The 23,354-nt window shown below is 66.3% G+C and carries 23 protein-coding genes and 1 tRNA gene; 12 read left to right on the top strand and 12 right to left on the bottom strand.

What is annotated here, in order from left to right; genetic code table 11:
• Positions 1–37: 37 nt before the first annotated feature.
• The 3 genes from U1707_RS05950 (at position 38) to U1707_RS05940 (ending at position 2,891) form a co-directional block, all read left to right on the top strand.
• Entirely contained in the window at positions 38–1,234 is a 1,197-nt protein-coding gene (locus U1707_RS05950) for a thiolase family protein (RefSeq protein ID WP_332799181.1), read from the top strand.
• Between the two features lie 113 nt (positions 1,235–1,347).
• The gene (locus tag U1707_RS05945) at positions 1,348–2,124 is read left to right on the top strand and encodes an SDR family NAD(P)-dependent oxidoreductase (RefSeq protein WP_332799180.1); all 777 of its coding nucleotides are present in this window, start codon (positions 1,348–1,350) and stop codon (positions 2,122–2,124) included.
• An 80-nt stretch (positions 2,125–2,204) separates the two neighbouring features.
• Positions 2,205–2,891 carry a peptidylprolyl isomerase gene (locus U1707_RS05940; RefSeq protein WP_332799777.1) on the top strand — a complete coding sequence of 229 codons (687 nt, stop codon included), beginning with the start codon at positions 2,205–2,207 and terminating at the stop codon, positions 2,889–2,891.
• 18 nt (positions 2,892–2,909) lie between these two features.
• Here U1707_RS05940 and U1707_RS05935 read toward each other — a convergent pair whose 3' ends face one another.
• From U1707_RS05935 to U1707_RS05915, 5 genes are all read right to left on the bottom strand, one after another.
• Positions 2,910–3,080, bottom strand: coding sequence for a hypothetical protein (locus U1707_RS05935; RefSeq protein ID WP_332799179.1), 171 nt, complete (start codon positions 3,078–3,080; stop codon positions 2,910–2,912).
• Positions 3,081–3,136: 56 nt separating this feature from the next.
• On the bottom strand, positions 3,137–4,492 hold the full coding sequence (locus U1707_RS05930; protein WP_332799178.1) for a dihydrolipoamide acetyltransferase family protein: 1,356 nt from the start codon (positions 4,490–4,492) through the stop codon (positions 3,137–3,139).
• Positions 4,492–5,499 carry an alpha-ketoacid dehydrogenase subunit beta gene (locus U1707_RS05925; RefSeq protein WP_332799776.1) on the bottom strand — a complete coding sequence of 336 codons (1,008 nt, stop codon included), beginning with the start codon at positions 5,497–5,499 and terminating at the stop codon, positions 4,492–4,494. The genes U1707_RS05930 and U1707_RS05925 overlap by 1 nt, the downstream gene beginning before the upstream one ends.
• Before the next feature lie 196 nt (positions 5,500–5,695).
• A complete protein-coding gene (locus U1707_RS05920; protein WP_332799775.1) occupies positions 5,696–6,985 on the bottom strand; it encodes a 3-methyl-2-oxobutanoate dehydrogenase (2-methylpropanoyl-transferring) subunit alpha in 1,290 nt (429 codons plus the stop codon).
• A gap of 138 nt (positions 6,986–7,123) precedes the next feature.
• Positions 7,124–8,158, bottom strand: coding sequence for a fumarylacetoacetate hydrolase family protein (locus U1707_RS05915; RefSeq protein ID WP_332799177.1), 1,035 nt, complete (start codon positions 8,156–8,158; stop codon positions 7,124–7,126).
• A 151-nt stretch (positions 8,159–8,309) separates the two neighbouring features.
• Between U1707_RS05915 and U1707_RS05910 the strand changes: the two genes are divergently transcribed.
• From U1707_RS05910 to U1707_RS05895, 4 genes are all read left to right on the top strand, one after another.
• The gene (locus U1707_RS05910; protein WP_332799176.1) at positions 8,310–8,549 is read left to right on the top strand and encodes a DUF6894 family protein; all 240 of its coding nucleotides are present in this window, start codon (positions 8,310–8,312) and stop codon (positions 8,547–8,549) included.
• 190 nt (positions 8,550–8,739) lie between these two features.
• Entirely contained in the window at positions 8,740–9,468 is a 729-nt protein-coding gene (locus U1707_RS05905) for a Crp/Fnr family transcriptional regulator (RefSeq protein WP_332799774.1), read from the top strand.
• Between the two features lie 224 nt (positions 9,469–9,692).
• The gene (locus tag U1707_RS05900; RefSeq protein WP_332799175.1) at positions 9,693–11,138 is read left to right on the top strand and encodes a DEAD/DEAH box helicase; all 1,446 of its coding nucleotides are present in this window, start codon (positions 9,693–9,695) and stop codon (positions 11,136–11,138) included.
• Between the two features lie 59 nt (positions 11,139–11,197).
• Entirely contained in the window at positions 11,198–11,464 is a 267-nt protein-coding gene (locus tag U1707_RS05895; protein WP_332799174.1) for a hypothetical protein, read from the top strand.
• 222 nt (positions 11,465–11,686) lie between these two features.
• On the opposite strand, the gene U1707_RS05890 is transcribed toward U1707_RS05895, so the two are convergent.
• The 5 genes from U1707_RS05890 to U1707_RS05870 all read right to left on the bottom strand — a co-directional run bounded on the left by U1707_RS05890 (position 11,687) and on the right by U1707_RS05870 (position 15,495).
• The gene (locus U1707_RS05890) at positions 11,687–12,352 is read right to left on the bottom strand and encodes a nitroreductase (RefSeq protein WP_332799173.1); all 666 of its coding nucleotides are present in this window, start codon (positions 12,350–12,352) and stop codon (positions 11,687–11,689) included.
• Between the two features lie 125 nt (positions 12,353–12,477).
• On the bottom strand, positions 12,478–13,773 hold the full coding sequence (gene hslU / locus U1707_RS05885) for an ATP-dependent protease ATPase subunit HslU (RefSeq protein ID WP_332799172.1): 1,296 nt from the start codon (positions 13,771–13,773) through the stop codon (positions 12,478–12,480).
• A gap of 126 nt (positions 13,774–13,899) precedes the next feature.
• Complete coding sequence (gene hslV, locus U1707_RS05880; RefSeq protein ID WP_056066793.1) at positions 13,900–14,442, bottom strand: ATP-dependent protease subunit HslV; 543 nt, start codon at positions 14,440–14,442, stop codon at positions 13,900–13,902.
• A gap of 195 nt (positions 14,443–14,637) precedes the next feature.
• A complete protein-coding gene (locus U1707_RS05875; RefSeq protein WP_332799171.1) occupies positions 14,638–14,895 on the bottom strand; it encodes a 3TM-type holin in 258 nt (85 codons plus the stop codon).
• A gap of 63 nt (positions 14,896–14,958) precedes the next feature.
• Positions 14,959–15,495 carry a glycoside hydrolase family 108 protein gene (locus U1707_RS05870; protein ID WP_332799170.1) on the bottom strand — a complete coding sequence of 179 codons (537 nt, stop codon included), beginning with the start codon at positions 15,493–15,495 and terminating at the stop codon, positions 14,959–14,961.
• Between the two features lie 525 nt (positions 15,496–16,020).
• On the opposite strand from U1707_RS05870, the gene U1707_RS05865 reads away from it, so the two are divergent.
• The gene (locus tag U1707_RS05865) at positions 16,021–18,303 is read left to right on the top strand and encodes an NADP-dependent malic enzyme (RefSeq protein WP_332799169.1); all 2,283 of its coding nucleotides are present in this window, start codon (positions 16,021–16,023) and stop codon (positions 18,301–18,303) included.
• A 224-nt stretch (positions 18,304–18,527) separates the two neighbouring features.
• Here the strand turns inward: U1707_RS05865 and U1707_RS05860 are convergent.
• Positions 18,528–18,604, bottom strand: a tRNA-Pro gene (locus U1707_RS05860).
• A 224-nt stretch (positions 18,605–18,828) separates the two neighbouring features.
• On the opposite strand from U1707_RS05860, the gene yajC reads away from it, so the two are divergent.
• From yajC to U1707_RS05840, 4 genes are read left to right on the top strand one after another with little or no spacing between them, the layout of a single operon-like run.
• The gene (yajC, locus tag U1707_RS05855; protein ID WP_332799773.1) at positions 18,829–19,170 is read left to right on the top strand and encodes a preprotein translocase subunit YajC; all 342 of its coding nucleotides are present in this window, start codon (positions 18,829–18,831) and stop codon (positions 19,168–19,170) included.
• Complete coding sequence (gene secD, locus U1707_RS05850) at positions 19,170–20,774, top strand: protein translocase subunit SecD (RefSeq protein ID WP_332799168.1); 1,605 nt, start codon at positions 19,170–19,172, stop codon at positions 20,772–20,774. Before yajC ends, secD begins: the two co-directional genes overlap by 1 nt.
• Before the next feature lie 14 nt (positions 20,775–20,788).
• Positions 20,789–21,757, top strand: a complete 969-nt coding sequence (secF, locus tag U1707_RS05845; protein WP_332799167.1) for a protein translocase subunit SecF — start codon at positions 20,789–20,791, stop codon at positions 21,755–21,757.
• A complete protein-coding gene (locus tag U1707_RS05840) occupies positions 21,754–22,128 on the top strand; it encodes an MTH938/NDUFAF3 family protein (protein WP_443025658.1) in 375 nt (124 codons plus the stop codon). The genes secF and U1707_RS05840 overlap by 4 nt, the downstream gene beginning before the upstream one ends.
• On the opposite strand, the gene U1707_RS05835 is transcribed toward U1707_RS05840, so the two are convergent.
• On the bottom strand, positions 22,110–23,294 hold the full coding sequence (locus U1707_RS05835; RefSeq protein ID WP_332799165.1) for a glycosyltransferase: 1,185 nt from the start codon (positions 23,292–23,294) through the stop codon (positions 22,110–22,112). The two genes, U1707_RS05840 and U1707_RS05835, sit on opposite strands and share 19 nt — an antisense overlap.
• Between the last annotated feature and the right edge of the window lie 60 nt (positions 23,295–23,354).

Raw genomic sequence — 23,354 nt, 5'->3', positions numbered from 1 at the left:
AGAGGAACGACATACCCGATCCTCGAAAGGTTCCAGCATGCGTGAAGCCGCCATTGTCTCGACCGCCCGTACCGCCATCGGCAAGGCGTATCGCGGCGCCTTCAATGCGACCGAGGCGCCGGTGCTGGCGGGCCACGTGATGAACGCGGTCGTCGAGCGGGCCGGGATCGATCCGGCGCGGATCGACGAGGTCTTCTGGGGCGTCGGCAACCAGCATGGTACGCAAGGCGGCAATGCCGGGCGGATGGCGATCTTCTCGGGTGGGCTGCCCGAGTCTGTGCCGGCGTTCACGCTCGACCGGAAATGTGGGTCGGGGCTGACCGCGGTGGCGCTCGCGGCGCGGACGATCATCTGCGACGAGGCCGATGTCGCGCTCGCCGGCGGCATGGAGTCGATCAGCTACACGGTGACCAAGGATACGCCACGCTACGTCAACGCCAGCGTGATCGCGAAGGAGCCGGCGGCGTATATCCCGATGATCGAGACTGCGGAGATCGTCGCGGAGAAATACGGCATCACGCGCGAGGCGCAGGACGCCTATGCCGCGATGAGTCAGCAGCGTGCGGCGGCGGGAGTCTCTAACGGGGCGTTCGCCGAGGAGATCGTACCGATCACGGTCGAGAAGGCGCTGTACGACAAGCAGGGCGCGCATGCCGGGATCGAGAGCGTCACGCTGTCGCAGGATGAGGGTATTCGCGCGGGTACAACGCTGGAAGGTCTGCGGGGGTTGAAGACGGTCTGGCCGGGTGGCGAATTTTCGGGGCCGGGATCGAGCGTGACGGCGGGCAATGCGAGCCAGCTGTCGGACGGCGCGTCGGCGCAATTGCTGATGGACCGCAAGACCGCAGAGGCCGAGGGCAAGGACATTCTCGGCATCTATCGCGGGTTCCAGGCCGCGGGGTGCAGCCCGGCCGAGATGGGCATCGGGCCGATCTTCGCGATCCCCAAACTGCTTGAACGCGCCGGGCTGTCGGTTGGTGATATCGGGCTTTGGGAACTGAACGAGGCGTTTGCGTCGCAGTGCCTATATTGCCGCGACCATCTCGGCATCGATCCAGAGAAGTACAACGTCAACGGCGGCGCGATTGCGGTGGGGCATCCGTTCGGCATGACCGGTTCGCGTCTCGTCGGTCATGCGCTGATCGAGGGACGCAAGCGCGGCGTGCGCTACGTCGTGGTGTCGATGTGCACCGCCGGCGGAATGGGTGCGGCCGGCTTGTTCGAGATCGTTTGAGCCGCGCAGGCCCTCGCCATTGCCAAGCCCTTCGGCCCGGCGCACTCTCGACACCCCGGTGCGAAAGCCCCCGGCGTTTGATGGGGAAGCGGTCCGGGCGGAGGCAGACGGCGATGACCACGGCATTGATTACCGGCGCGTCCGCCGGACTGGGCGAGGGATTTGCGCGCGCCTTGGCGGCTAAAGGTAGCGACCTGATCCTGACGGCGCGACGTATTGATCGCCTCGACGCGCTCGCCGTCGAACTGCGCGAGCGCCACCGCATCGCGGTCCATGTCTTCGCAGGCGACCTTGCGGACCCGGCTGCACCCGATCGGCTGATCGCATCCATCGCCGACGCGCGACTGCCGATCGACATGCTGATCAACAATGCGGGCTTCGGTCTGCGCCAGAGTTTCGCCGACGCCGACGTCGCCGCGCAGGTCGGCATGATCGACGTCAATTGCCGCGCGCTGGTCGCGCTGTCGCACGCCGTCTTGCCGCAGATGATCGCGCGGGGTGACGGCGGCATCCTCAACGTCGCGTCGACCGCAGCCTTTCAGCCCGGGCCGTGGATGGCAGTCTATTATGCGAGCAAGGCGTTCGTGCTCAGCTTTTCGGAGGCGCTTCACGAGGAAGTAAAAGCGAAGGGCGTGCGCGTCGCAGCGCTGTGCCCTGGCCCCACCCGCACCGAGTTCGCCAATGTGGCGGGCTTGGCCGACAGCGCGCTGTTCGAACGGTTCGCACGCGCACCCGACGCGGTGGTCCGGGACGGCCTTGCCGCGTTGCAAGTCAATCGGGCGGTCAAGATCTCGGGGGCGATCAATGCGGCGATGGTCCAGGGCATTCGCCTGACGCCGCGGGCGATCGCCCGACGCATGGCCGGCGCGTTGCAGAAGGCACGGTCCTGAGTATTGTGTCCGACCACGCTGGGACGTAGCTGCGCACGAGGGTCCCGATGTGAGTAACCGACGTGCGTCCTGTGTTTCCCATGCTCGCGCTGATCGCGACGCTATCGATGCCCACCCCTGCTCTCGCTGCAGCGGGCCAGCCGGTGAAAGCGCAACGCGGCACCGCCCCGAAGCCGGGGATCGTCCGGGTCCGCACGGTAACGTCGGAAGGGCCGATCGTGCTGGCGCTCGACACCCGTCACGCGCCCAAGACGACCGAGAACTTTCTTGCTTACGTCGATGACGGGCGGTTGGACGGGACCGACTTCTATCGCGCGTCGCGCAGCAAGAAGGCGCCGAAATTCGGCTTTATCCAGGGCAGCATACGCACCGACGCGCGCCGCATCCTGCCGCCCTTCCCCCTCGAGACGACGACGCAGACGGGGATCCGCCATCTCGATGCGACGATCGCGATGGCGCGCGGCAGCAACCCGGGTTCGGCGGGTGGCAGTTTCTTCATCACCGTCGGGCCGACGCCGGCGATGGACGCACGACCCGGCTATCTCGGCTATGCGGCGTTCGGCCATGTCATCGGGGGGATGGACACGGTCCGCCGCATTCTCGCCAAGCCGACCGGCGGCGGGATGGACGCGTTCAAGGACCAGATGATCCTCCAGCGCGTCAGCCTAATCAGCGCGAAACGCCTCGACGGCACGCCCAAGCCGACACGCTATCCCAGACCGTGGCTGATGAAAACGCGTCCCGATACGCCGCCGGCACGGCGCTGACGATCGGAGACCTTTCCTTCAGCCGACCATGCCGGTCACGACGATGCTGCCGCCGCGATCGACAATGTCGCCGTGGATCATACCGCTGACGATCACCGATGCCCCCTGCTCGACGATCAGCGTACCGTCGATCTTGCCGGCGATCTCGGCGGTTGCGCCGGCCGGCACGATCGCGGTGCCGGCGAGCATCCCTCGAACCTGCCTTCGATCGTCAGGTCGCCACGATGGATGCCCTTCACGCGCGGTCAGTCCGCGAACAGCAGGACGGGGGTCTCGAGGTATTTCTTGAGGCCCTGGACGAAGCTTGCCGCGTCCCAGCCGTCGACGACGCGATGGTCGCAGCTGATCGACAGGTTCATCAGCTTGGCGCGGACGACCTCGTCGCCCTTGAAGACGGGGCGTTCGACGATCTTGTTGGGGCCGATGATCGCGACTTCGGGGCGGTTGATGACCGGGGTGGTCGCGATGCCGCCGAGCGGGCCTAGCGAGGTCACGGTGATCGTGCCGCCGCCCATCTCGTTGGGGGCGAGCTTGCCGGCGCGGGCGGCTTCGGCGAGGCGGGTGATCTCGGTTGCGAGCTGCCAGACGTTGCGGTCCTGCGCGTCGCGGATCACGGGAACGGTCAGCCCCGCATCGGTCTGCGCGGCCATGCCGAGGTGGATGGCGCCGTGGCGCGTGACCACGCCGGCTTCGTCGTCGTAGCGCGCGTTGAGCATCGGGAAGTCGGGGATCGTCTTGCAAATCGCGACGATCATCAGCGGGAGCATCGTGAGCTTGGGGCGGCCGCCGCGGTTGGCGTTGAGGTCGGCGCGCATTGCCTCGAGGGCGGTGACGTCGATCTCGTCGACATAGGTGAAGTGCGGGATCGCGCGCTTCGACGCGGCCATGTTCTCGGCGATGCGGCGACGCATGCCGATGACCTTGATGGGCTGGTCTTCGCGGGCGCGTGAGGCGTGCGGGGGGTAATAGCCTTCGTTTGAGCCGTAGCGGAGGTAGGCGTCGAGGTCGGCGTGGCGGACGCGGTCTGAGCCGGTTTTTACCGAGGCGAGGTCGATGCCGAGGTCGCGGGCGCGGGCGCGGACTGCGGGGGATGCGAGCGCGTGTGCTATTTGCTCGTGAGGAACGGAGCGTTCCTGCTGCTCCCTCTCCCCTGCGGGGAGAGGGCTGGGGTGAGGGGTTGGGGCAGTTGCCGGCGTTTCCGCCTGGGGCTGCCCCTCACCCCGACCCTCTCCCCGGAGGGGAGAGGGAGTCGCCTCCACCACTTCTTCGACGCCGGGGTTCTCGGCTTCGTATTGTTCGGCGGTTTCGGCCTGTGCCGAAGTCAGCGGCGCGGCAACGACTTCGTCCGCGGCGTCCACCGCGTCCGTCTCGATCACCACCAGCGCGGCGCCGATCGAGACCTGGTCGCCGACTTCGCCCGCGAGTTCGACGACCACGCCGGTCACCGGCGATTCCATCTCCACGGTGGCCTTGTCGGTCATCATGTCGGCGATCGGCGAATCCTCCTCGACGCGGTCGCCGATGGCGACGTGCCATGCGACGATCTCGGCCTCGGAAATGCCTTCGCCGATGTCCGGCAGCTTGAAGGTGAAGCGGGCCATTATGCGTCCTTCATGATCTTTTTCAGGGCTTCGCCGATGCGAACCGGCCCCGGGAAATACGCCCATTCGAGGCTGTGCGGGTACGGTGTGTCGAACCCGGTCACGCGCTCGATCGGCGCCTCGAGATGGTAGAAACAGCGTTCCTGGACGATCGCCGACAGCTCCGCACCGAAGCCGCTGGTGCGAGTCGCCTCATGGACGATCATGCAGCGGCCGGTCTTCTTCACCGACGCCTCGATCGTCTCGATGTCGAGCGGCACGAGCGTGCGCAGGTCGACGATCTCGGCATCGATCCCGGCTTCGGCGACGACGGCCGCGCAGACATGGACCATCGTGCCGTAGGCGAGGATAGTGAGCGCCTCGCCGGCGCGGACGATCTTCGCCTTGCCGAGCTCGATCTTGTAATAGCCGGTCGGGACTTCGCCCGCGGGGTGCTTCGACCAGTTCTGCGACGGGCGATCCCAGTATCCGTCGAACGGGCCGTTGTAGATGCGCTTGGGTTCGAAGAAGAGCGTCGGATCATTGTCCTCGATCGCGGCGATCAACAGGCCCTTCGCGTCGTACGGCGTCGACGGGATGACCGTCTTGATACCCGACATGTGGGTGAACAGCCCCTCGGGCGACTGGCTGTGCGTCTGGCCGCCGAAGATGCCGCCGCCGAACGGCGAGCGCACCGTGATCGGCGAGGTGAACTCGCCGGCGGAGCGGTAGCGGAGGCGCGCGGCTTCGGAGACGAGCTGGTCGAGCGCGGGGTAGATATAGTCGGCGAACTGGATCTCGGGGACGGGGCGCAGTCCGTACGCGCCCATGCCGACCGCGACGCCGATGATGCCGCATTCGGTGATCGGGGTGTCGAACACGCGGGTCTTGCCGTGCTTGGCCTGGAGCCCGGCGGTCGCGCGGAACACGCCGCCGAAATAGCCGACGTCCTCGCCCATGACGATCACATTGGGGTCGCGCGTCATCATGATGTCCATGGCGGAGTTGATCGCCTGGATCATGTTCATGCGGGTGGTGGGTTCGGCTCCGGCAGCGCCCTGGTCTTCGGAGTTTTGTTCGATCACTTCGCTCATAACACCCACTCCGTCATGCCGGGCTGGTTCCGGCATCCACCGTTCCGCACAATCAATGGCCGGCGAGTTCGCGGGACCGTGGCCCCCGGAACCAGCCCGGGGTGACGGACGTGTGGGGCAACCACCCGGCTCATGCCTTGTGGTCCCATGGGCGACCTGACGCAGCTTCTTCATCGAGCATCTGCTGGCGTTGCTCCTTCAGATGCCACGGCAGTTCCTCGAACACGCCGTCGAACAGCGACTCGAGTGGCTGGTGCAGGCCGTGGCCGAGGATGCCGTTCTTCTCGGCTTCCTTCTGCGCGGCCTTCACCTGCTCGGCGAGTTCCTTGTCCTGCGCGGCGTGGCGCTCGTCGTCCCATTCGCCGATCGCGATGAGGTGGTCCTTGAGGCGCTTGATCGGGTCGCCGAGCGGCCACGCGTTGGGTTCACCCTCGCTGCGGTACTGGCCGGGATCGTCGGAGGTCGAATGGCCTTCCGCGCGGTAGGTGAAGTGCTCGATCAGCGTCGGGCCCTGGTTGGTCCGCGCGCGTTCGGCGGCCCATTCGGTCGCGGCATAGACCGCCAGCGCGTCGTTGCCGTCGACCCGAAGCCCGGCGATGCCGTAGCCGACCGCGCGCGCCGCGAAGGTCGTCGCTTCAGCGCCGGCAAACCCGGAGAAGCTGGAGATCGCCCACTGGTTGTTGACGACGTTGAAGATGACCGGCGCGCGGTAGACCGCGGCGAACGTGCAGGCCGAGTGGAAATCGCCCTCCGCGGTCGAGCCCTCGCCGCACCAGGTCGCGGCAATCCGCGTGTCGCCCTTGGCTGCCGACGCCATCGCCCAGCCGACGGCTTGGGGATACTGGGTCGTGAGGTTGCCCGAGATCGAGAAGAAGCCGGCTTCCTTGACCGAATACATGATCGGCAGCTGCTTGCCGCCGAGCCGGTCGGCGGTGTTCGAATAGATCTGGTTCATCATGTCGACGAGGCTCCAGCCCCGTGCGATCAGCAGCCCCTGCTGGCGGTACGAGGGGAAGCACATGTCCTCGTAATCGAGCGCATAGGCCGCCGCGACGGCGACCGCCTCCTCGCCGAGCGCCTTCATGTAGAAGCTGGTCTTGCCCTGACGCTGCGCGCGAAACATGCGTTCGTCGAACGCGCGGAGCAGCGCCATGCTGCGCAACATGCGGCGCATCACGTCGGGCGAAAGCTTGGGGTCCCAGGGGCCGACCGCGTTGCCGTCGTCGTCGAGGACGCGGACCAACGTGTAGGCAAGATCGATGAAGTCGGACGCTTTCTCGGCGGTGTCGGGACGGCGTGCCTGACCTGCGGGCGGCACATCGACTTCCGCGAAGTCCACCGCGTCGCCGGGGCGGAACTTCGGCTCGGGGATATGCAGCGTGAGCGGCTGCAAATTGGCGCGCGGATGCTCGCTTGCCATCGTCATTCCATCTCCATGAGGCCGCTGTGACCGCGGAACACTCTTACCGAGGCTTGTTATTAAATTTCAACGGCGATTGCGAGGGGGAGTTGCGCATTCGCGGCGTGCCGCGCGAATTTTTCTCCCCCTCCGCAGAATTCAGCCGCCGACAGTCTGTTCGATCACGCCGAAGATCGGATGGTGCTTGTCGTCCTCTGCCCAGATGCGAACGGTGTCGCCGTTCTTGAGGAAAGGCGTGACCGGCTTGCCGCCGGTGATCGTCTCGATCGTCCGGACTTCGGCGAGGCACGAATAGCCGACGCCGCCCTCCGCGATCGACTTGCCGGGGCCGCCATCGGGGCCGCGGTTCGAGACGGTGCCCGATCCGACGATCGTCCCCGCGCCGAGCTTGCGGGTCTTCGCAGCGTGCGCGACCAGCGTTCCGAAATCGAACGTCATGTCTTCGCCAGCTTCGGCGCGACCAAGCGGCTGCCCGTTCAGGTCGACCATCAGCTTGCGGTGCAGCTTTCCGTCCCTCCACCAGTCGCCGAGCGAGTCGGGCGTGACGAACACGGGCGAAAACGCGCTCGCCGGCTTCGACTGGAAAAAGCCGAAGCCCTTGCTGAGTTCGCCGGGGATCAGGTTCCGCAAGCTCACGTCGTTGGTCAGCCCGACCAGCAGGATTGCCGCCAATGCTTCGTCACGGCTCGCGCCGAGCGGCACGTCGCCGGTCACGACGACGACCTCGGCTTCCATGTCGCAGCCCCAGGTCTCGTCGCCGAGCGGGATCGGATCGCGTGGCCCCAGAAAGCCGTCCGAGCCCCCCTGATACATTAGTGGATCGTGCCAGAAGCTGTCCGGCATGTCCGCCGCGCGTGCCTGCCGTACGAGCGCAACATGGTTCACGTACGCAGAGCCGTCGGCCCATTGATACGCACGCGGCAAAGGCGACTCGGCGTCATGCTCGTGAAAGCGCCGCATCGGGATCATCTCGTGTTCGAGATCGGTCGACAGGTTCTGGAGATCGAGCGACAACCGGTCCCAGTCGTCAAGTGCAGCCTGCAGCGTCGGCGCGATGTGGCTTGCATCGGCATACCAAGCGAGATCGTTCGAAACGACGACGAGCTTGCCGTCTCGCCCCCGCGTCGCGTTGGCGCGGGCGGCATCGGAATGCTTCAGGCTGGCCAGTTTCATGCGGCAGATCCTCTTCGTGTTTGCAGCCATCCTACGCCCGCAGACGCGTTCAAGTCGAGCATGCACCGCCGGAGGAAACTGATTTTGGTAAGAGCGGAGCGCCGTTCGGCCTGTTAGGAACAGGCCTGATCATCGGTCGAGGAAGTCTAGCATGCCCAGATACTTCTTCGACATCGATACCGATAAACATTTCGGCGACGACGATGGCACCGATCTGGCTGACGACGAGGAGGCCCGCGCTCAAGCGGTGATCTTCACCGGCGATTATCTCAGCGATCATCCGGCAATGGCACGCGACAGCGCGCGCCTTCGCGTGGCGGTACGAGACGGTCAGGGAAACGTGCTGCTCACGGCGACCGTCACGATCGAGGAGCCCCGAGCGCCAGCCTAACTAGGTTGCTCACGATCAAGAGGGGCTGAAACGGCAAAGCGCCTCGCCGCAGCCCCACCATGTTCATAACATGGGTTTTGTCACGATATTCCATCAAGGGATAAGGTGCGTCGTTTTAGGACGCGCTATCCTAGCAAGGGTGACAGCGAGAAACGTGCTCCTGCCCTGGATGCGGAGAGTGCACGTGGATATGTCCACCGTGACTGAACAGGTGATACGCAAGTTCGAGTCGCGCGTGGCGATGAGTGCGGACGATCGCGCCAAGATCGCCGCCTTGCCATTCAAGGTGCGGACGATCGATGCGTCGACCTATATGCTACGCGAAGGCCAGCGGCCGACGCGCTGCGCTTTCATCCTCGACGGGCTGGCCTATCGCCAGAAGCTGACGCCGAATGGCGAGCGGGAGATCGTGTCGATCCTGATGCCCGGCGAGTTCGTCGACCTGCAGAACCTGTTCCTCGACGAATCCGATCACGACATCCAGGCGCTGACCCGGCTGACGATGGCCGAAGTGCCGATCCCCGCGCTGCGGCTGTTCGTCGACGCTTGCCCGGCAGCGGGCCAGGCCTTGTGGATCGACGCGCTCATCGAGTCATCGATCCACCGGGAGTGGCTGCTCAACGTGGGGCGGCGTAACGCGCGTAGCCGGTTGGCGCATCTGCTCTGCGAGTTCTCGGTACGGTTCAAGAAATCGACGCTCGGCGATGCGATGGCGTATGAGTTGCCGATGACGCAGGAACAACTCGGCGACGCGCTCGGGTTGACGCCGGTCCACGTCAACCGTGTGCTGAAATCGCTGGAAACCGAAGGGCTGATCGCACGCAAGAAGCGACAGGTAAGGGTAACCGATTGGCCCCGCCTGCGCGACGCCGCAGAGTTTAACGAGCGCTATCTGCATCTCGACCAGGTTCGCAAGTAACGCTGCTATCGGACGCGCCACGGGGTGGAGGTTGACTTTTTGGCGGTGATACGCCAGATGGCGCTCATCGAAGCGTAATGCAGCGTGATTGGACCTTTGCAGGTCTTGGCTCCGCCTCGGTCGTTTCCAACGGGCTTCCCTTTTCACGCGGGGTGTCAAAACACCACCGCCCCTCGCGCGTCCTTGTGTGGATTCGCGAGCCCGGCATCTATTGAGAGACTTACATGTCATTTGCAAACCTCGGCCTTGCCGAGCCGCTCGTCCGTGCGCTCGAAGCCAAGGGCTATACCGAGCCGACGCCGATCCAGGCTCAGTCGATCCCGATCCTGCTCGAGGGCGGCGATCTGCTCGGCATCGCGCAGACCGGCACCGGCAAGACCGCCGCATTCGTGCTGCCGTCGATCCAGCGCCTGACCGAAAACCAGAAGCGCGTCCTGCCGACGCATTGCCGCATGCTGGTGCTCGCGCCGACGCGCGAACTCGCCAGCCAGATCGCCGACAGCGCGCGCGCCTACGGCCAGTTCAGCAAGATGTCGGTGACGACCGTGTTCGGCGGTACCAGCATCAACAAGAACCGCCAGGACATGAGCCGCGGCGTCGACATCCTCGTCGCCACGCCGGGCCGCCTGATCGATTTAATCGAGCAGGGCTTCGTCAACCTATCGATGATCGAGATCCTCGTGCTCGACGAAGCCGACCAGATGATGGACCTCGGCTTCATCCACGCGCTGAAGAAGATCGTCCGCATGCTGCCGAAGAAGCGCCAGACGCTGTTCTTCTCGGCGACGATGCCGGTTGCGATCCGCGAGCTGGCGTCGCAGTTCCTGCTCGACCCTAAGACGGTGTCGGTGAAGCCCGCTGCGACGACCGCAGAGCGCGTCGATCAGTATGTCACCTTCTGCAACCAGTCGGAAAAGCAGGCGCTGCTGACGATCACGCTGGCCGATCCGGCGATCGACCGCGCGCTCGTCTTCACGCGCACCAAGCATGGCGCCGACCGCGTCGTGAAGCTGCTCGCGGGCAACGGCATCGCCTCGAACGCGATCCACGGCAACAAGAGCCAGGGCCAGCGCGAGCGGGCACTCGGCGAGTTCAAGCAGGGCAAGGTCAAGGTCCTGATCGCGACCGACATCGCCGCGCGCGGCATCGACGTCTCGGGCGTCAGCCACGTCATCAACTTCGAGCTGCCGAACGTCGCCGAGCAGTATGTCCACCGCATCGGCCGTACCGCACGTGCGGGCGCCAGCGGTATCGCCGTCGCGTTCTGCGCGGATGACGAGAAGGCGTATCTGCGCGACATCGAGCGGATCACCCGCCAGAAGGTGCAGGTCCGCGCGTTGCCGGACGATTTCGTCAACCTGTCGAACCAGATCAAGCAGACGCGCGTCAAGACGATGGGTGCTGATCCCGAAGTTCGGATCGACCGTCCGCGCGATCCGGCACGTCCGCGTGCGACGCATTCGCCTAGGGCAACCGGCACCACCGGTCGCAACTATGCGGGTGCCAGCCGTGGTGGCCAGGGTGGCGGCCAAGGTGGCGGCCAAGGTGGCGGCGGTCGTCCGCAGGGTGGCGGTCGTCCCGGCGGCCAGGGTGGCGGCGGTCGTCCGGCTGGTGGCGGCGGCGGTGGCCGTGGTCCGAGCCGCGGCGCGGGTTCGGGCCCGGCACGCTAAAAGGAGCATTCGTTCGCCTCGCGGGTTTGGTGTAGACCAGTCCCGCGAGGAGAATGCTCATGGACGTTTCCACTACCCCCGTCGCCGAACGCGTCGCGCGCGTCTTGGCGGGACAGCGGATCAGCGCGAATGCCGGCGGCGATACCGAGTCGGCGTCGCGATTGATCGATGCGGCCTGGGCGGATTATCTGCCTGATGCGCTGGCGGTGCTGAAGACGCTACGCGAGCCCGACAAGGCGATGGCCGCGGCGGGAGATCCTGCGGTCTGGGAGGCTATGATTCTTGCGGGGATCAAGGGCGCGAAGCCCCAGACGGTAATCCTCTGAAAACTTGTTTCCCCGCGAAGGCGGGGACCCAGTCTGGGCACCCGCCTTCGCGGGTGAACAATGCCGCATACGCCACCACCCCGGCATACGCACCACCCCGGCGGAGGCCGGGGCCCAATTGGCAAGGCCGGCATGACTGCGCGCGCGCTTCACCGCAAGCGTTTCCCAATTGGGCCCTGGCCTTCGCCGGGGTGGTGCTCTGTTTCGTGGCGACGGCGTAAATCAGCCGATCGTCGTCAGCCATTCCGTTTCGTCTGCGCGCTCGGTGCGGAGTTGGTTGGCTGGGGCGGCCTTGTCCTCGTAGCCGATCGCCATGCCGCAGAAGAGCATGCGGTCTTCGGGCATTCGAAGGAACGTCCCGATCGTTTCCGGATACATCGCCCAGCATTCCTGCGGGCAGGTGGCGAGGCCGGCTTCCACCGCGAGCAGCATCAGGTTTTGCAGGTACATGCCGAGGTCCGACCATTGCGGCGGGCCCATCCGCCTGTCGACCGTGCAGAAATACGCGGCGGGGGCGCCGAAGAAATCGAAGTTTCGGGCGAACCATTTCTGCCGCGCCGCCTTGTCGTCGCGGGGGATGCCGATGTGGGCGTACATCGCTTCGCCGACGGCGTAGCGGCGGTCTCGGTAGGGGGCGACGAGTTCGTTGGGATAGATGTCGTAGGCTGGGGTTTCGGTGGCGCCGGTGGCGAGCTTTTCGGCCATTATGGCCTTGAGGCGGGTCATGGCGTCGCCCTGGACTATGGCGATGTGCCAGGGCTGGAGGTTGCCGCCGGTTGCTGCTCGGGATGCTTTTATCGCGAGGTCGCGGAGGAGTGCGGGATCGACCGGGGTGTCGAGGAAGCCTCGGACGGAGCGGCGAGCGGCTATGGCTTCGGTCACGTCCATGGTTTTCTCCTCATAGTCCCCGCCTCCACCCCGTTCGCCCTGAGCGAAGTCGAAGGGCCTCAGACCCATGTGCTTCGACTTCGCTCAGCACGAACGGATGGGAAGGCTTGCCTTCCCCTAGTTGCTTACAGCACGAACCGGCTCAGGTCCGTGTTGCGGGCGATTTCCTTTAGCTGGCTGTCGACGTACGCGCCGTCGATGACGAGGTTCGAGCCGCCGCGGTCTTCGGCGTTGTAGCTTACCTCTTCCAACAGCTTTTCCATCACCGTCTGCAGACGCCGCGCGCCGATGTTCTCGATCTCCGAGTTCACTTCGGCGGCGATGCGCGCGATTGCGGCGATGCCGTCTTCGGTGAATTCGATGCCGACGCCTTCGGTGGCGATCAGCGCCTTGTATTGCAGCGGCAGCGACGCCTTGGTGTCCGACAGGATCGCGACGAAATCGGCTTCGGTGAGGCCCTTCAGTTCGACTCGGATCGGCAGGCGGCCCTGCAACTCTGGCAGCAGGTCGCTCGGCTTGGCGACGTGGAACGCGCCCGACGCGATGAAGAGGATGTGGTCGGTCTTCATCGGGCCGTACTTCGTCGCGACGGTCGTGCCCTCGATCAGCGGGAGCAGGTCACGCTGGACGCCTTCCCGGCTGATCGAACCGCCGCGGCCGTCCGAAACCGCGATCTTGTCGATCTCGTCAAGGAAGACGATGCCGTTGGCTTCCGCGTCGGCCAAGGCTGCGCGGCTGACCTCGTCCTGGTCGAGGCGCTTGTCGGCCTCTTCCTCGACGAGCTTGTCCCAGGCCGCGTGAACCGTCAGCTTGCGGCGCTTGAGCTGCTGGCCGCCGCCGAACGACTTCATCATTTCGCCGAGGTTGATCATCTGCGGCGCGCCGCCGGGGATGTCGAACGGCATGGCCGGGGCCTGCTCGATCTCGATCTCGACCTCGGCGTTGTTGAGATGGCCGTCGAGGAAGCGCTGCTTGAAGCTCTCGCGCGTCGCCTCGCTGGCGCCCTTGCCGGTGAGCGCGTCGAGCAGGCGGGACATCGCGGCCTCCTCCGCCTTGTCCTTGACGGCGACGCGGCGGCGTTCCTTTTCGAGGCGGATGGCTTCCTCGACGAGGTCGCGGGCGATCTGTTCGACGTCTCGGCCGACATAGCCGACCTCGGTGAACTTGGTCGCCTCGACCTTCACGAACGGCGCGTCGGCGAGCTTGGCGAGACGACGGCTGATCTCGGTCTTGCCGCAGCCGGTCGGTCCGATCATCAGGATGTTCTTGGGCGTGACCTCGTCGCGGAGGTCTTCGCTCAGTTGCTGGCGGCGCCAGCGGTTGCGCATCGCGACGGCGACGGCGCGTTTCGCGGCGGCCTGGCCGATGATGTGGGCGTCGAGCGCGGCGACGATGGCCTTGGGGGTGAGCTGGTCGTTCATGGAGCTACTCTGCTCCCCTCCCTGGAAGGGAGGGGTTGGGGGTGGGTCGGTATGGGGCGCGGACGGCGATTCCTCTCGGGCCGACCCACCCCCGGCCCCTCCCTTTCAGGGAGGGGTGAAGACAGATCAGGTCGTGCTGTCCATCGTTTCGACCGTGAGGCGGTCGTTGGTGTAGACGCAGAGCTCTGACGCGATGCCCATTGCCTTGCGGCAGAGGACTTCGGCGTCGGTCTCGTATTCTACCAGCGCTCGGGCCGCCGCCAACGCGTAGTTGCCGCCGGAGCCGATCGCGGCGACGCCGTTCTCTGGCTCCAGCACGTCGCCGTTGCCGGTCAGGATCAGCGTCACGTCCTTGTCGGCGACGATCATCATCGCTTCGAGGTTGCGGAGGAACTTGTCGGTGCGCCAGTCCTTGGCGAGCTCGACCGCGGCGCGCAGCAGCTGGCCCTGGTGCGCTTCCAGTTTGCGTTCGAGGCGTTCGAACAGCGTGAACGCGTCGGCCGTCGCACCGGCGAACCCGCCGATGACGCTGCCGTCGCCGAGGCGGCGGACCTTGCGGGCGTTGGGTTTCATGACGGTCTGGCCCATCGAGACCTGGCCGTCGCCGATGACGACGACTTTGCCGCCGCGGCGGACCGAGAGGATCGTGGTGCCGTGCCATGTCGGCATGGCGTGGGGGTCGTTGCTCATGGTGGCGATGTAGGGTGCGGTTTCGGGGGTGCAACGCCCTGCCCCTCCTCCGTGATCCTGACGAAAGTCAGGACCCAGGGTTCCAGACGGCCCGCCCGTGGCTCCGGGTCCTGACTTTCGTCAGGATGACGGGAGGAGAAAATGACGGAGGTAGGGGATGACGGGAGCGTGAGACTACCGCCCCTTCCCCCATTCCCTGGCAACCGTGTAGCCGAGATAGCAGGTGCCGAAGAGGGCGTAGAGGGGTTCGGGGATCGCGTTCAGGTATGCCGCCATGCCGGCGGCGATCGCCTGCGCCATTTGCGGGCGGACCGCGGCGATCAGGCCTGCGGGGATCGCGCCGAGCAGCAATGTGTACATCACGTAGAGGAAGGTCGGACGGGCTCGGGTGATCCAGGGGTCTGATGCCGGATCAAGGGGTTGCGGGGTCATGAGCGGTCTCCGTCGGAGTGAAGTTCACAAAGTTCACACGCTGGGAGCGTTTTCGCCGAGGCGTCATGTGCGGTTCGCGAGCCAACCGTAGAGGAAGGCTTCGTTGGCGGGGCGGGTCTCGGCGAGGGCGACGTAGCGTTCGCCCTGCAGCGCCTCGATCGCCTTCAGGAGCACGGTTTCGCCGCCGGGTTTGCGGCGGGCGAGGAAGGCGTCGAGCGCGGTGAGCGTGGCGGGGCCGATGCGGCCGTCTAGGTTCATGTCGGGGTAGTCGGTGGCGCCCCGGTTCAGCGCGTTGAGGGCGCGTTGGAGGAAGGTGGCGGCCACGCCGGGCCCCATGTTGACGCCGGTGTCGAAGAGTTCTTCGGCGATTTTCGGGGCTCGGGGGGCGATCTGGTCGAAGGCGGGGCGGGTCCAGTAGAGGCGGCGGTAGATGTCTTCGGCCTGGTCGCGGGGGAAGGCGCGCATGTCTCCGGTGTAGCCGTTGGTTCGGGCTACGCCTTGCGTGATGCCGTAGCGGGTGGGTCCGCCGCGGTCTGCGGGGTGGTTGGTGTAGCCGCCTTCGCGGTCGATTACGGCGTCGATCAGGGTTTCGATGGTCATGGCTGGCTCCCGGTTTTGTTGCGAGAGCGAACCATATTGGTTCGTTGTAGGACAGGGGATACTTGTGTTCGCTACCGGCTGATCAAGCGAGACATGCTCCCCTCCCTGGAAGGGAGGGGTTGGGGGTGGGGGTGGCCTGCTTGGGTCTCTCTCGCGTGCGTATGCGGAAGCCGACCCACCCCCTGCCCCTCCCTTTCAGGGAGGGGTGAAGACTAGGAGCGGAGGTTTAGCGATCTGACCGCAGGTCGCTCGCTTGGGTTGCACCTCCCCGGCGGAGGCCGGGGCCCAATTGGGAGACGGGGATAATTGAGGATCGCACTTCAATTATGTCCGACGTTCCAATTGGGCCCCGGCCTTCGCCGGGGTGGTGCGGTGGTTGGGGGTCGGCTCATCAATCCGCCGCTACGTCCGCGCGGGGTTGGCGGATCGGTGCGCCTAAGGCTATGCGCTGCCTTGAACATGCGCCGCGAGCTTTGCCCGCGTGCCCCACCCGGTCGCCGCCGCGGCCGACAGGTTAGGAAGACCATGGAAGACGATTTCCGCAAAGCCGCGCTCGATTATCACCGCTATCCAAAGCCCGGGAAACTCTCGGTCGAGGCGACCAAGCGGATGGCGACGCAGCGCGATCTCGCGCTCGCCTATTCGCCGGGCGTCGCGGCTGCGTGCGAGGAGATCGCCGCGGATCCAGACAAGGCGCGCGACTATACCGCGCGCGGTAATCTCGTGGCGGTCATCACCAACGGGACCGCGGTGCTGGGCCTGGGCGCGATCGGCGCGCTGGCGTCGAAGCCGGTGATGGAGGGCAAGGCGGTGCTCTTCAAGAAATTCGCAGGCATCGACTGCTTCGATATCGAGATCGACCAGCTCAACCCGCAGGCGTTCATCGAGGCGGTCCGCGTGCTCGAGCCGACGTTCGGCGGGATCAATCTCGAGGACATCAAGGCGCCGGAATGCTTCGAGATCGAGACGAAGCTGCGCGAGGTGATGAACATCCCGGTGTTCCACGACGACCAGCATGGCACCGCGATCGTGTGCGCCGCCGCGGTCCGCAACGTGCTCGAACTGCGCGGCAAGCGGCTCGACCAGATGAAGCTGGTGACGTCGGGCGCGGGCGCGGCGGCGCTGGCAACGGTCGACCTGCTGGTGTCGATGGGGCTCAACCCCGAGAACGTGACGCTGACCGATATCAAGGGCGTCGTGCACGCCGGGCGCGACGAGAACATGCCGCCGAACATGGCGCGCTATGCCCGGACCACCAACGCGCGGACCTTGCCGGACGTGCTGGAGGGAGCGGACATCTTCCTCGGGCTGTCGGCGCCGCGTGTGCTGAAGCAGGAATGGCTGCATCTGCTCGCGCCCGATCCGCTGATCCTCGCGCTGGCGAACCCCGAGCCGGAAATTCAGCCCGCGCTGGTCCATGCGACCCGGCCCGATGCGATCATCGCCACGGGCCGCTCGGATTTCCCGAACCAGGTCAACAACGTGCTGTGCTTCCCGTTCATCTTCCGCGGCGCGCTCGACGTCGGCGCGACCGAGATCAACGAGGCGATGAAGGTGGCCGCGGTCGACGCGATTGCGGCCCTCGCACGCGCTACGGCTTCGGATGTGGTCGTGTCGGCCTATGGCGGCGCGACGCCGGTGTTCGGGCCGACCTACATCATTCCCAAGCCATTCGATCCACGGCTGATCCTGCATGTCGCGCCCGCTGTGGCGAAGGCGGCGATGGATTCGGGCGTGGCGACGCGGCCGATCGAGGATTTCGACGCGTATCTGCGCGATCTCGAAGTGTTCGTGTACCGCTCGGGCCAGCTGATGCGGCCGATCTTCGCGCGCGCCAAGCAGGCCGGGCGCTCGATCGCGTACGGCGAAGGCGAGGACCCGCGGACGCTACGCGCGGTGCAGACGGTGATCGACGAGGGTATCGGCCGGCCGGTGCTGATCGGGCGGCGCGAGGTTATCGCCGAGCGGATCGAGGCAAGCGGATTGCGCATGACGATCGGCACCGATGTCGAGGTGCTCGATCCGGGCACCGACCGCGACGTGTTCGATCCCCTGCTCGCCGGGTACAGCGCGCTGGTCGGCCGCCGCGGCACGCCGCCCGATAGCGCCGAACGGGCGCTGCGGACGCGGCCGAGTGTGGCGGCGGCGATGCTGCTGCGCGAAGGGCGCGTCGATGCGGCGTTGTGCGGCGGGATCGGCGACTGGTGGACGCAGATGACGTACATCATGCCGCTGCTGCCGCGGATGCCGGGCGTGTCTCGACTGTACGCGATGTCGGCGGTGATCCTGCGCACCGGCAGTCTGTTCTTCTGCGATACGCACGTGACGGTCGATCCGACCGCCGAGCAGATTGCTGAGATGACGATGCTGGCGGCCGAGGCGGTGCGCGCGTTCGCGATCGAGCCGAAGGCGGCGTTGCTGTCGCATTCGAGCTTCGGCGCATCGCGTTCGCCGTCGGCGCAGAAGATGCGCGCGGGGCATGCGTTGCTGAAGGAGATGGCGCCCGAGTTCGAATTCGACGGCGAGATGCACGGCGATGCGGCGTTGTCGGAGGCGCTGCGACGGCGCCTGGTGGACGACAGCCCGCTGACGGGGTCGGCGAACCTGCTGGTGATGCCGAACATCGACGCGGCGAACATCGCGGTGTCGCTGCTGTCGGCATCGACCGAGTCGGCGCCGCTGGGGCCGATGCTGCTGGGGCTGGCGAAACCGCTGCAGATGCTGGTGCCGAGCGTGACCGCGCGCGGGATCGTGAATTTGAGCGCGATCGCGGTGGGTCACGCGGCGACGGTGCGCGAGACGGCGTAAGCGTTCGGCTCCTCCTCCTTCTGCCCCCCTCCCTGGCAGGGAGGGGTTGGGGGTGGGTCGGGTTCCGCATGTTCGGACCGGTGGGGCTCAAGCCGGCCTACCCACCCCCAGCCCCTCCCTTTCAGGGAGGGGAGCGCGGTTGTGGGCAGGGCGAACGTCGCGCAAGAACCAACGGCAATACTGCTCCCTGAGCAGCGCCGCGTCTCTTCATTGCTACAAGAAAATGGTCGGAGCGACAGGATTCGAACCTGCGACCCCCACACCCCCAGTGTGGTGCGCTACCGGGCTGCGCTACGCTCCGACCGAACGGGCCGCAGAGCGACCCGAGGGGGGCGCACTACGCGGGGTCGGGGCGGGATGCAAGTGCCAACACGGCGCACCGATCGTCGCGGCCGGTCGCCCGTGCGCCCCGTCTCATCCTGCGGCGATCTGTTGCGCGGGACCCCAAGCGATGATAGCGGGCGGACCAATGCGACCGGCCGCGCGGCGCGCGACCTGAACCCCTTCAGCCAGATACGGAACTTCATGTTCATTGCACCAGCTTATGCCCAGGCCGCAGACGGCGCCGCCACAGCCGGAGGCGGGCTCGCCTCGTTCCTGAGCCTCGCGCCGCTCTTCCTCGTGTTCGTCGTGTTCTACTTCCTGATGATCCGCCCGCAGCAAAAGCGGATGAAGGCGCTGCAGGCGTCGGTCGCCGCGGTGAAGAAGAACGATAGCGTCGTGACCTCGGGCGGGATCCTCGGCAAGGTGACGAAGGTCGAGGATAACGTCGTCGAGGTCGAGATCGCGCCGAATGTCCGCGTGCGGGTCGTCAAGTCGACGCTGACCGACATCACCAGCCCCAACACGAAGCCGGCCAACGACTGATGCTGGATTTTCCGCGCTGGAAGGTCGGGTCGATCATCGGGTTGCTGGTGGCATTGTGCCTGCTGGCGATCCCGAGTTTCCTCCCCGAGAGCACCACGAGCAAATGGGGCAGCATTCCCCATCCGCACATCAACCTCGGGCTCGACCTCGCTGGCGGCAGCTATCTGCTGCTCGAGGCGGATACCGCCGACCTTGCCGCGACGCGGATCGAGGCGATGCGCGACAGTGTCGCGGGCACGATGCGCAATGGGACTCCGCGGATCGAGATCGGGGACATTTCCACGCGCGGCGGCCAGCTGAGCTTCCTGTTGCGTGACCCGAGCCAGGTCGATGCGGCGCGTGAGCGTCTGTTGGCGATCACCGGTGGTGGTGCAGGCATGAGCGGCCAGCGCGAGTGGGACATCAACGTCGTCGACACGAGCCGGTTCGTGCTCAAGCCGACCGAAGCGGGCCTGACCCAGGCGGTCGACACGGCGATGAAGGACGCGACCGAAGTCGTCCGCCGCCGCATCGACGAACTCGGCACCAAGGAGCCGACGATCGTCCGCCAGGGCGCGACGCGGATCGTCGTCCAGGTGCCGGGGTTGAAGAACCCGCAGGCGCTGAAGGAATTGCTCGGCAAGACCGCCAAGCTCGAATTCAAGCTGGTCGACCAGACCGCGAACCCGGCCGACCTGGTCAAGGGCATCGCACCGGTCGGCAGCCAGATCCTCCCCTACCCCGGCAACCCGCAGGGCGTGCCGCTCATCGCGGTGAAGCGATCGGTGATCATCTCAGGCGACCAGCTCGCCGATGCACGCCAGGAGTTCGAGCCGCAGACCAACGCGCCGCAGGTGGCGATCACGTTCGATGCGGTCGGCGGGCGTCGCTTCGCCAAGGTCACGACCGAGAACACCGGCAAGCCGTTTGCGATCATCCTCGACAATTCGGTGATCTCCGCGCCGAACATCAACGAGCCGATCCTGGGCGGTCGCGCGTCGATCTCGGGCAATTTCACGGTTGAATCGGCGAATGCGCTGGCGATCTCGCTGCGCTCGGGCAAGCTGCCGGTCGCGCTGAAGACGATCGCGGAAAGCACCGTCAGCCCCGATCTCGGCAAGGATTCGATCCGGGCCGGCGTGCTCGCGTCGATCATCGCGGCGCTTGCGGTGATCGTGTTCATGTTCGTCACCTATGGCCGGTTCGGCGTCTATGCGAACCTCGCCGTGGTCATCAACATCCTGGTCATCGTCGCCGTCATGGCAATGCTGAACGCGACGCTGACGCTGCCCGGTATCGCCGGCTTCGTGCTGACGATCGGCACCGCGGTGGACGCCAACGTGCTGATCAACGAGCGTATTCGCGAAGAGCGGCGACGCGGGCGTAGCGTCGTCCAGTCGGTCGAACTCGGCTACAAGGAAGCATCGCGGACGATCTTCGAGGCGAACATCACGCACGCCATCACCGGCGTGATCATGCTGCTGCTCGGTTCGGGTCCGGTGAAGGGCTTCGCGGTCGTGCTGCTGATCGGGATCTGCACGTCGGTGTTCACCGCCGTCACGTTCACGCGAATGATGGTCGCGCTGTGGCTGCGGAAGAACCGCCCCACCACGATCAATATTTGAGGCGGGAGATTACCATGCGCCTGCTGAAACTCGTACCCGACAACACGAACCTGAAGTTCGTCTCGCTCCGTAAATGGGCGTTCGGGCTGACCCTGCTGCTGTCGTTGCTGGCGATCGGCCTCGTCGCCGTGAAGGGCCTCAACATGGGCGTCGACTTCGCTGGGGGCGTCCTGATCGAAGAGAAGTTCGCGACCACGCCGTCGATCGACGTGGTCCGCACAGAGGTCGATCGGCTCGGCGTCGGCGAGGCCTCGATCCAGTCGTTCAGCGACCCCAAGACGCTGTCGATCCGCCTGCCCTTGCCCGACAGTGGCGACGAAGGCGCGACCAACCGGCTGGTGAAGAAGGTGTCGGACGACCTCGCCGCGAAGTTCCCCGGCGCGACGTTCTCGAAGTACGACACGATCTCGGGCAAGGTTTCGGACGAACTGATCAGCAAGGGGCTCCTCGCGGTCGGCCTCGCGATCCTCGGCATCGCATTGTTCGCGGTGGTGCGGTTCGAGTGGCAGTTCGGCGTCTCGACCGTCGTCGCGATCGTCCACGATCTGTTGATGACGCTCGGCTTCTTCGCGCTGACGCAGTTCGAGTTCGACCTGAACATCGTTGCCGCCGTGCTGACGATAATCTCGTATTCGATCAACGACAAGATCGTGATCGACGACCGTATCCGCGAGAACATGCGCCGGTACCGGAAAATGGACATGCGCGAGATCATCGACCTGTCGGTGAACGAGACGCTGCCGCGGACCGTGATGACCTCGGTGACGATCCTGCTGGCGCTGGTCGCGATGCTGGTGCTGGGCGGCCACGTGCTGCGCGGGTTCACCGCGGCGATGATTCTGGGTATCGTCGTGGGGACGTATTCGTCGATCTACGTGTCGTCGTCGCTCCTGATTACGCTTGGGCTGCGGGCCGATCCGGCCCCCCGCAAGGGCGGCGTGCAGGACGGGGCCGAGCGGGTGGGTCCGAAGGTCGAGCGTTGAGGATGGACCGCGAGAAGACCGATGGGCCGATGATTTCGGCGATCGGTCGGGCGGGGTTCAAGGTCGACGACGGCTATTACACCGCATTGTCGATCAGTCCCGAGCGCTCCGATGGCTGGAAGCCGCCGGCGTTCGAGGCCCTCGGCGAGGCGGATGTCGCGGCGCTGCTCGCGCTCGATCCGCCGCCGGAGTTCCTGTTGCTGGGGACCGGTTCGGCGCTGCGCCAGCCGCCGCTCGCGTTCAAGCGTGCGGTCGAGGCGCGGGGGTTCGGGATCGAGGCGATGGACAGCCGCGCTGCGGCCCGCGCGTGGGCGGTGCTGCGCGGCGAAGGTCGCTGGATCGTGGCGGCGCTCTACCCTCTCGAAGGGTGATCCGCGACGAGCGTCGCGAGATGCGCGTACAGCGTCGCGGTGTTCTTCTCCCAGGTAAAGCCCGCCGCCATCGCCCGCGTCGCATCTGGTAGCGGCGGCGCGGCGAGCAGGTCGCTCAACGCCGCGGCGAACGCGAGCGGATCGCCGATCGTGACGCGGCCGGCATCGGGCGACGTCACGACCTCGCAGGCGCCGCCGGCCGCGGTGATGACGATCGGTGTCCCGCAGGCGAGCGACTCGACCCAGACATTGGCGAGCCCCTCCGAACTGGAGGCCAGCGCGCTGACGTCGGCGGCGGCGATCAGCCCCGGCAGGTCCGCGTGCGGGAGCGCGCCCAACAGGCGGACTCGGTCGCCGATGCCCAGTCTTGCGATTTGCGCTTCCAGCGTGGCGCGTGCGGGGCCTGCGCCTGCGATCAGCAGCGTGACCCCGGGTAACGCGGCGACCGCATCGATGACGATGTCATGGCCCTTGCGCGACAGGAGTCCGCCGATCGCGATGACCAGTGGCCCCGCCACGCCGAGGCTGGCCTTGGCGGCGGCCCGGTCGTCGGCGGGGCGGAAGCGGTCCTGGTCGACGCCGGTATGGTGCACCGTGATCCGGTCGCCCGGCATGCCCAGCGTGACCATGTCGGCCTTCATCGCCGCGCTGACCGCAAGGAGTCCGGCGGCGCCCTGCCCTGCGCTGCGGACCTGCGCCGCGGTCGCCCGCGCTTCGCCCCAATGGTGGATGTCGGAGCCACGGGCCTTGATCGAGACGGGCACGCCGTAGCGCTTGCCGAGAACGACGGCGGCGGGGCCGTCGGGGAAGAAGAACGACACGTCGATGACGTCGAACGCGAAGTCCGAGCGGATCGCATCGAGCACCGGCACGAGCGCGCGCTCCAGCGCGGCGGCATGATGACGGCCCTTGGTGAACGGGAGCGCGGCGAAGCGCGGGCGGTGGACATCCACGCCCTTCCAGGTTTCGCGCACCGGGAGCGTGGCGAGGCGCGCGTAGCGGCCTATGCGGCCGAGGGGCCCCGGAGGGAGACCGATTGGCGCTACCGCCACGAGTGATACGTCCGGGTGCGCGGCAAGGCCCAGCGTCTGTCGTTCGACGAAGCCGCCGAAGTTCGGACGGGTCGCGTCCGGGAACAGGGTGGAGAGGGTGAGAACGCGCAGCATTGCGCGGGGGTATAGGGCGACACGGGTTAATTGGGGATGATTGCGGTGGCCAGGAGCACC

Source organism: Sphingomonas sandaracina (genome assembly GCF_036663695.1).
Classification (GTDB): Bacteria; Pseudomonadota; Alphaproteobacteria; order Sphingomonadales; family Sphingomonadaceae; genus Sphingomonas.
The sequence above is the reverse complement of the archived record's forward strand: the minus strand, read 5'-3'. Positions and strand labels throughout refer to the sequence as shown.